Annotated in this window: 9 protein-coding genes; 2 read left to right on the forward strand and 7 right to left on the reverse strand. The window is 52.8% G+C overall.

Features of this window, described 5'->3' with window-relative positions:
• Positions 1-178 precede the first annotated feature (178 nt).
• From V5T82_RS17935 to V5T82_RS17945, 3 genes are all read right to left on the reverse strand, one after another.
• The gene (locus tag V5T82_RS17935) at positions 179-691 is read right to left on the reverse strand and encodes a hypothetical protein (protein WP_332897049.1); all 513 of its coding nucleotides are present in this window, start codon (positions 689-691) and stop codon (positions 179-181) included.
• 79 nt (positions 692-770) lie between these two features.
• Positions 771-1,163 (reverse strand): hypothetical protein, encoded by a 393-nt coding sequence (locus V5T82_RS17940; RefSeq protein WP_332897050.1) that lies wholly within the window; start codon positions 1,161-1,163, stop codon positions 771-773.
• Positions 1,164-1,181: 18 nt separating this feature from the next.
• On the reverse strand, positions 1,182-2,039 hold the full coding sequence (locus V5T82_RS17945) for an ADP-ribosylglycohydrolase family protein (protein WP_332897051.1): 858 nt from the start codon (positions 2,037-2,039) through the stop codon (positions 1,182-1,184).
• Positions 2,040-2,071: 32 nt separating this feature from the next.
• Between V5T82_RS17945 and V5T82_RS17950 the strand changes: the two genes are divergently transcribed.
• On the forward strand, positions 2,072-2,488 hold the full coding sequence (locus V5T82_RS17950; protein ID WP_332897052.1) for a lysozyme inhibitor LprI family protein: 417 nt from the start codon (positions 2,072-2,074) through the stop codon (positions 2,486-2,488).
• Here V5T82_RS17950 and V5T82_RS17955 read toward each other — a convergent pair.
• The 4 genes from V5T82_RS17955 to mnmH all read right to left on the reverse strand — a co-directional run bounded on the left by V5T82_RS17955 (position 2,473) and on the right by mnmH (position 6,269).
• The gene (locus tag V5T82_RS17955) at positions 2,473-2,928 is read right to left on the reverse strand and encodes a hypothetical protein (protein ID WP_332897053.1); all 456 of its coding nucleotides are present in this window, start codon (positions 2,926-2,928) and stop codon (positions 2,473-2,475) included. The genes V5T82_RS17950 and V5T82_RS17955 overlap by 16 nt on opposite strands.
• 26 nt (positions 2,929-2,954) lie before the next feature.
• Positions 2,955-4,517, reverse strand: coding sequence for an ankyrin repeat domain-containing protein (locus V5T82_RS17960; protein WP_332897054.1), 1,563 nt, complete (start codon positions 4,515-4,517; stop codon positions 2,955-2,957).
• A gap of 53 nt (positions 4,518-4,570) precedes the next feature.
• Positions 4,571-4,918 (reverse strand): hypothetical protein, encoded by a 348-nt coding sequence (locus V5T82_RS17965; protein ID WP_332897055.1) that lies wholly within the window; start codon positions 4,916-4,918, stop codon positions 4,571-4,573.
• Positions 4,919-5,159: 241 nt separating this feature from the next.
• On the reverse strand, positions 5,160-6,269 hold the full coding sequence (gene mnmH / locus V5T82_RS17970; RefSeq protein ID WP_332897056.1) for a tRNA 2-selenouridine(34) synthase MnmH: 1,110 nt from the start codon (positions 6,267-6,269) through the stop codon (positions 5,160-5,162).
• Between the two features lie 220 nt (positions 6,270-6,489).
• On the opposite strand from mnmH, the gene selD reads away from it, so the two are divergent.
• Positions 6,490-7,560 (forward strand): selenide, water dikinase SelD, encoded by a 1,071-nt coding sequence (gene selD, locus V5T82_RS17975; protein WP_332897057.1) that lies wholly within the window; start codon positions 6,490-6,492, stop codon positions 7,558-7,560.
• Positions 7,561-7,632: the final 72 nt, after the last annotated feature.

The raw sequence follows: 7,632 nt of genomic DNA on the forward strand, positions 1-7,632 counted from the left end.
CAGACAATGACGCGGGCAATGACGCGGGCAATGACACGGGCAATGACGCGGGCAACGACACGGACAGCGACGCGGTTCCCACTTCACCAAGTCCCTATGACAATAGTAAGCAAATTTATTAGCGCCAAAACCACCAATGCGCACATATACGATAGTGGCAGTTGAACAAAGCCAGGCGTCATTCCCCGATGTAGCGTAGGTTGGGCAATCTCTTCAGGGCTTCCTCCAAAGCGATCCGCTCCATTCCGGCCTCAATGTAATAGCGATCTTTTTCATCATCACAAAGGGAGGATCCACTTTGCCCATACGTGCAGGCGGGAAGCGTGACAATAAGCCGAGTTAAAGCCTCCAAAACACCAACTTCACGCGCCGGAATTTTGTGAACGGTTGTAATGGGCGTCATGGCTAAATACACGGCCTCATCTTCATGTATAGGCAAATCGAGATAGGTGGAACGTGTTTTCAGAGGTATCTCGGCTTCATCTTTCCCAGCCGCCTTCACACTCACCACATATCCCGCAGGTGTCATGTTCACCCTGGTGAAAGAGCCAGATCGCAGGGTGGCAACGGGCTTACCGCTCAATTCAACAACCAGCTTGTCGAACCTGGGAATATCCACTTCGGGCTCTGTCCAAAACAGATACACGGCACCCGTACCCTCAATTGGTAACAAGGTTCTGGCCGGTGGCATCTTGGTGTGCCCCAAACACCCAGAGACCACCATGCACAAAAATTGTAAGAGAGCTGTATGAAAGATATGTTTCCGTGCCCTAATCGTTTTCATCAATCACGATCCCGTCTTCTCGTGCGACTTTGCGAATGTTGTTGAGAATATCCATGAACGTCCCCATGCCGCATCCCATATCAATGGGCAGGTCGACTGGATCGACAAAATCACTTTCACGGCTCTCGCCCAGCGCCTTCAAGACCTGTTCCACGTAAACCGTGGCCTCCAGGTTGGTGGGTACATTTTCGATCACACTTTGCGCATAGTATGCCGCCGCGACGCCGGCCTTGCGATCCGGCCAGGAAGAATTGCGCACGGTCGTGCACTGCTCCTCAGCAATGGCGATGAATTGAGCTTGGTAATCCCGCGCACCCTTTTTAAACATGAGCGTCTTGATCTGCCCCATCACGGAGCGTAACCAGCCCGTCCCCTGCATTCGATCTACTCCACGACCTTATGAGAACTTTAACAACCGTCGAGCCCGGCCTACTAAGCTTGGACTGACAAAACAGCTTTCAAATTTTTTGACAACACCCCTTAAGTCCTTATCCAGTCTGGCGAGCGCTTCTGCCTTTATGGCCTTGGGCATGCCGTGAAGAATTTCACTCAGCCCCCCTGCCATGCAAGCGATGGTGTCTGCGTCCCCGCCAAGGGAAATGGCATTACGGATGGTTTGTTCATAACTGTCCGCTTCCAAGGCACACACCAGGGCTTGGGGCACGCTGCCCTTGCAGGTGATGTCATATCCATAGTCTTTGCGGATTTGGGCAACCGTAGTGGACAAATCATAGCCAAACCGTTTTTCAATTTCGGCGCGAATGTCACTTATGCTCTTTGCGTTTTGTGCCATGCACATGGCCAGTGCCACGGCCTGCGCACCAGCGATACCATCGGGGTGTCCGTGGGTCGGCTTCGCCGATTTCCGGGCCAACTGCAAAGCGTCCTTTGGTGTTTTGGCACACCAGCCGATGGGGCTGACCCGCATGGCCGACCCATTGCCATAACTGTTCAAAGGCTCAGCCTTATCGTCCAGCATCCAGACTTTAAATCGGCCGCCATATCCCGCATCCGGATAGCGACGCGCCCACCGGCGCAAGTGGCTTTCAATGGAACCACCGGACAAAATCCAGTCGGCCACGGCAATGGTGAGTACCGTATCGTCAGTAAAAGTGGACGTGTCTTTGAACAAAGGAAATCCATCCGCTGGAACGGCGGAGTATTCGTAAATCGATCCGATAATATCTCCTGCGATCGCCCCCAGCATCCGTCCCTCCATTGCGCGAAAGGCCCGCGCGGCAGTATGGTGATCCATGATAACACTCCGCCAGCCAGAGGAGAAGAAACATGAAACCGCCATTGACCATTCTCACGGCCATCATTTGGATATTGTGTGTGAGTGTACCAGGTGGCGCACGAGCGCTGGAACCTGACCCCTATTCCGATCCGCCCAGGCCGTGCCTCAACGCCTATACCACAGCGGCGCAGTTGGACTGTGCGCAGCAAAACCTTGAACGTGCGGAAAATCGGATGAACGAGCTTTTGAATACCGTTCTCACCAAGGCGACGCCCGAGGAACGCGAGCATTACAAAGCCGCCCAAGAGGCCTGGGAAACTTATCGCCATCATGTGTGTCAGGCTTCGGTTCCGTCCGGCGGGACCATTCGGGGGCCAAATCTTGCCCATTGCCTTGCGGAAATGGCGATCATGCACGCTGAAACCATCCACACGTTGATCTGGACCTATCGTTATCGTGATCCATGATCGGGCTGTGGCATGTGGGGCGTTTGCGACGGGCCGTCAATGACGTGGGATTGCCAAAAGGCAACGTCCAAGGTGCCCACGTCTTCGCCGTCTAGATATACTTCCATGAACCTCGCGGACACGAGATGCGATACCTCGTGCCACAGAACTGGGCCGACAGGCAGGTTGTCGCCCGGTTGTGTGCAATCCACCTCTAAACTCACAGTGCTTCCCGGTTTCAAGATGCCATCTTGGCTGCGAAACACGGTGACGACCCGGCCTGAAACCTCGCACCCCCCCGGCGTTTGCGCGGGCGGTTGGACGGCATGAATTTCGATCTGTATATGATGATCAGCGTGGGCGCGAGCGTGCATATAGTATTCCGGCGGCAGGACCGCGAAGGCAACCGCAGCAAATAGAACACAGACGGCGAACGCCAGATGACGTGCAAACGGTATCATAGCTTCTCCACTCTGCTTCATCCGGCCTATTCACGGACAGGCTGATAGCCCTTGCCGTCTTTCCAGCGCATCCAGAAGGGGGGCGCATCATCTTGTGTCGGCTCCAAGCAGTACACATCCGCGTAGGACGTCTCGGAATTGGAAAGAACTTCATCAAAGGCCATGCAGCCCTTTACGCGGTCCAGGATTGTCCAGACCCCGTCTTGAAAGATGACGATATGAAGCGGTTTCAGACAATCTTGTCCGCCCGCTTCGATGCAAGATGGGTCAGGGAGAGGGAGAAACACGGCCTCATCGGAGTTGTCCTCATTGAAGTCCATTCGTTCGTAGAGAAGCTTCTCCAGTGGGGCGATTTCCTTTTTCGCCATTTCCAGGAGGTCTTGGGGAAGGTCACCAATCTCGTCGGGCAACCAAATGGACGCCTTCGCCCCGTGATCGCGAAGCATTTGGATGATCTCTTCGTCCCCCACATCAAGCGCCACGTTGAGCGGATATCCCCCGTCAAGGTCTTCGAGGTTCGGATCGGCGCCTTTGTCTAAAAGAAGCTTGACGATCTTACCGTATCCACCGTCGGCGGCATGATGTAGCGCCGTCCAAAGCTGGGTGTCGGGTTGGTCCACGTCCGCCCCATTGGCGATCAGAAACTCTACAAATTCCAAGCGCCCATCAATAGCAGCCACGTGCAACGCATTGCCTCCGGCCCAGTGCATGGCATCGACGTCCGCCCCCCGCGCGACCAAAACCTTGGCCAAGTCCATACGGCCTGTGCCAACGGCGTTCATCAACAAGGTGGCATTGCCCAAATCAAAACCATTGATATCCGCGCCCTGGGCGAGAAACCCATCGGCCTTGTCCCAGTCTCCTGCCCACGCGGCCTCCATGAACATCAATTGGATTTCGTAGTCTTCGGGCGGTGTTTTTGCCATCATTTTTTCCAGGTAGGCGACCATGTCGTGCTCGCCGGCTTCCCGCGCGAGGTCCACCGCCAGCTTGCCGTCATCGGTCATGGCATAGAGTTCCGCGCCCGCCTCGACCACGATTTTTGCGGCTTCAAGCGCACCGTTACCCGCATAGGCATGCAAGAGTGTATGCCCCTCATCACTGCCCCCCCAGAGATTGGCTTCCTTGCGGATTAGATACGCCAATATCTCCAGGTTCTCGCCCGCATACAGCAGGGGCGTTCCGCCAACGACATCCTCACCATCGATATCTGCACCGCCCTCAAGCAAAAGTTTGACGACATCTAAATGTTCGTGGATTACCGCCTTGATCAGGGGCGTTTCACCGTTAAACTCGCGCGCCTCGATATCCGCGTCGTTGTCAAGCAACAGCCTGACCATGTCCGTACGACCTGCTTCGACGGCGCGGTGCAGCGGCGTTTCATAAATCTCGTTTGTTGCGTTAACGTCTGCGCCCTTGGCAATCAGGTTTTGGGCTTTTTTGAGATCCCCTGCATCAACGGCGACGTGCAGGGGCGACGGTGCAACGTCTTGCGGCAATGGAGAAGCGTGGCACGGCCCAGCCCCAGCCCCAGACCCAGCCATCAGTGCCAAGATGATGAAAACTGCAAAAAAGACAGGCATACGCATTACAAATCCCCCACAGGCCACAGTATCCAGGGCCTTAACTGACGGCTATATTACTATGTATGCAATTGATGGAGAAGCGCTTCAATTTTTTCCACAGCAGCACGACGCTCCTTGGTCTTGAATTCACAAACCTGATCCCACCAATCGTCACCAATGTAGGCCACAACTCTATACCCGCCAGTATCCCATTCCCCCTCTGGGTGCCAATCGACATCAAGACCGTAGAGCGCTTTTCTTTGCGCCCCTTTAGACTTAAGTGACAATTTCAACAAGCACGATCCGGAAAAACAACCTACTGGCCGTTCGACCTCATCTTTGGTCGGATCGAGAGCATAAAGCTGGTTGATTTCCACCTCCCACCCTTCAGGAATGCGCAGAGGTTGAAGTTTTGGTCCATGCACTGTGCTTCGTCACCTTTTCACTGCATATGATTATATAAAACCGCTCGCAAAAGCATCGTTGTCCGCCCTCGGCTATTTTTCACCGTTTGCTGCGGCTCTTCAACTCTACCGCTATCGGGGTCAGAGCGGAAGTTGAATGTCTGCTTTCCCAAAACCGCTGATTTTATGTCTTAAACTTACCCGACACCGGACCTTTTGAAGCCTCTGCAAAAACGCTAACTTTTGACCCGAAGCGGATACTTTAAATGGGGCGACTTTGTTCATGCGCCCAATTTAGGACGTCATTATAGCTCCCTTGAAAGACGACTTTTTCTGATTTTTTCTCAAGCTGGTAGGCATACATGGGATCGTAATAATCTATCAGCATTGCGTTGACCCAGGCTTCGTGTCCGCTGATATCGCCGTGTTGATCTTGTTGGCGTAGGGCATCATCCATTAACGCAGCAATGCGTTTGTAGTTTTCCAGTCCCAAGCGTTTCTGTACACGCGTCAAACTTTGCGACAAATACTCAACAAATAAATCCCATCCATGTGTTGGGTGCGCATTCAAAAAATCCTGTAACATCTCCACCACGTATTCTTGGATAATGCGCTGAACCCGGAACTCCATGGGCATTTCGACGATGGCAACGCTTGCGTCGCACATTTTGTGGAAAAAATCCTGTGAAATGATGCATGAGCCGATGCGGCGGCCTTCATCTTCAACAATCAATGTCCGGTTTGGGAATTGGCGACGTTTGCGCAACAAATCTATGCCAAGGGCATGTTCAAAATCGACTTGTGTTGGAGGTCCAGATACCCGCCGCCCGAAACTTGATCCCCGGTGATTGGCATGACCTTCCAAATCTGTACTGAATTCAATCTCATTAACCAGAGGTGTTTTTGCGGTTCCCGTTTTGCCGCCAATGCGGATTATCGGCAATCGCTCTGCCGCATCGCTGATTTGGTCGATAACAACCCGGCGCAGTGCTTTGAATCCCCCCTCAATCAAAGGGACCTCCATGCCAGCCTCTGACATCCAGGCCTGCGCATAATTTGACCGCATACCACCACGCCAGCAATAAATATGGGTGTTTTGGTGCCTGGCCGCAAAATCGCACCATGCCTGAATGCGTTGATCTTTGGTTATCCCGCTGACAAGAGAATGCCCCAATTCAATAGCAGATTCCCGACCTTTTTCTTTATAGCAAGTGCCGACCTTTTGACGCTCATCATCATGCAGAATAGGGATGTTCGTCGATGTCGGAAAGCGACCCTTAGAAAACTCAATTTCAGCCCGAACATCCAAAAAGGGCGTATCAGCAATCAACAACTCTTCAAACTGTTCTTTGGGGACAATGAGGTTAGGCATGGTCTCGGCTCTAGGGCGCTACGGCGTAAAATTGAAAAAGAAAATCTGGTTGTAGCCTACTGGGCATGCTGAAATCTGTCTAGGATACTCAGCCCCCTCAGGACATAGGCATTCATAAAGACTATGCCTTACGCTGGCCATAGGGTATCTACACCCATAATCTTATTGGTGGGGGGCCAGTTAGACTTACACTATATGTTTCTATCAAAGGATATTCGACATGGAATCAATTGCCCCCAGCCTGACAAGCCTCGCGAAAGCTGCGGGCTGTGCGGCCAAAATTGACCAGTCAGCCCTTGCTGTGGCGCTCTCTAAACTGCCCGTGAGCAATGACCCTCGTTTGATGGTTGATCACTCAGGCTCAGATGACGCAGCGGTGTTCAAGCTACGCGACGATTTAGCGCTGGTGGAAACCGTTGATATATTCCCGCCAATTGTTGACGACCCCTATGACTATGGTCGCATTGCTGCCACCAATGCTTTGAGTGATGTCTATGCCATGGGTGCACAGCCCATAAGTGCGCTCAGCTTCGTCGCTTGGCCGGTAGAGCAGCTGGGATTGGACTCTTTAGGACGAGTTCTAAAGGGAGCCGCTGACATTTGTGCAGAAGCTGGAATCGTCATTGCAGGTGGACATTCCATAGTTGACCAGGAACCCAAATTTGGGCTGTTTGTGACGGGCACGGTTCATCCAGATAAAGTGACTGGAAACGTTGGCGCGAGACCCGGTGACGTTCTGGTACTGAGCAAAAAAATCGGCACGGGCATACTGACAACTGCGGTAAAACGTGGCCATTTGCCGGTGTCTGGGCTGCGGGAAGCGATCACATCGATGACAACGCTCAATGCAACTGCGGCATCCGTGGCGACAGAATGTGGCGTTAGCGCGGTTACAGATGTGACCGGGTTTGGTTTGCTCGGGCACCTTGGCAACATGCTTCGGGCCTCATCCAAAGATTTTGGCCAACCATTGGGAGCGTGCATCAGTTACGCGGATGTTCCCTTGTTTGATGATGTAGAAGACTTTCTGGAACAGGGACTTTGCCCTGGTGGTACGCGTCGCAATCTAGAACATGCGGCACCACGGACGAGCTTTAGTGTGAATTTGAGCCCGTCGCAGCAATTGCTTTTGGCAGATGCGCAAACCTCGGGCGGGTTACTCATAGCCGTACCAGAAAACAAATTGGATACACTGCTCGACAAGATGAAGTCCGAAGAGGTTAGCGTCCGTGCCGTCATTGGAAAGGTCACGGATGCAGAATGCGCGGGCTCCACTGTCATAAATGATTAATGACTGAAACTGATATTCAAGCTGCGAGAGCAGATTTGTTTAGCAGTCTACTTTTAGCATTTTAATACTTTT

It is taken from the genome of Magnetovibrio sp. PR-2 (assembly GCF_036689815.1).
Taxonomy (GTDB): domain Bacteria; phylum Pseudomonadota; class Alphaproteobacteria; order Rhodospirillales; family Magnetovibrionaceae; genus Magnetovibrio.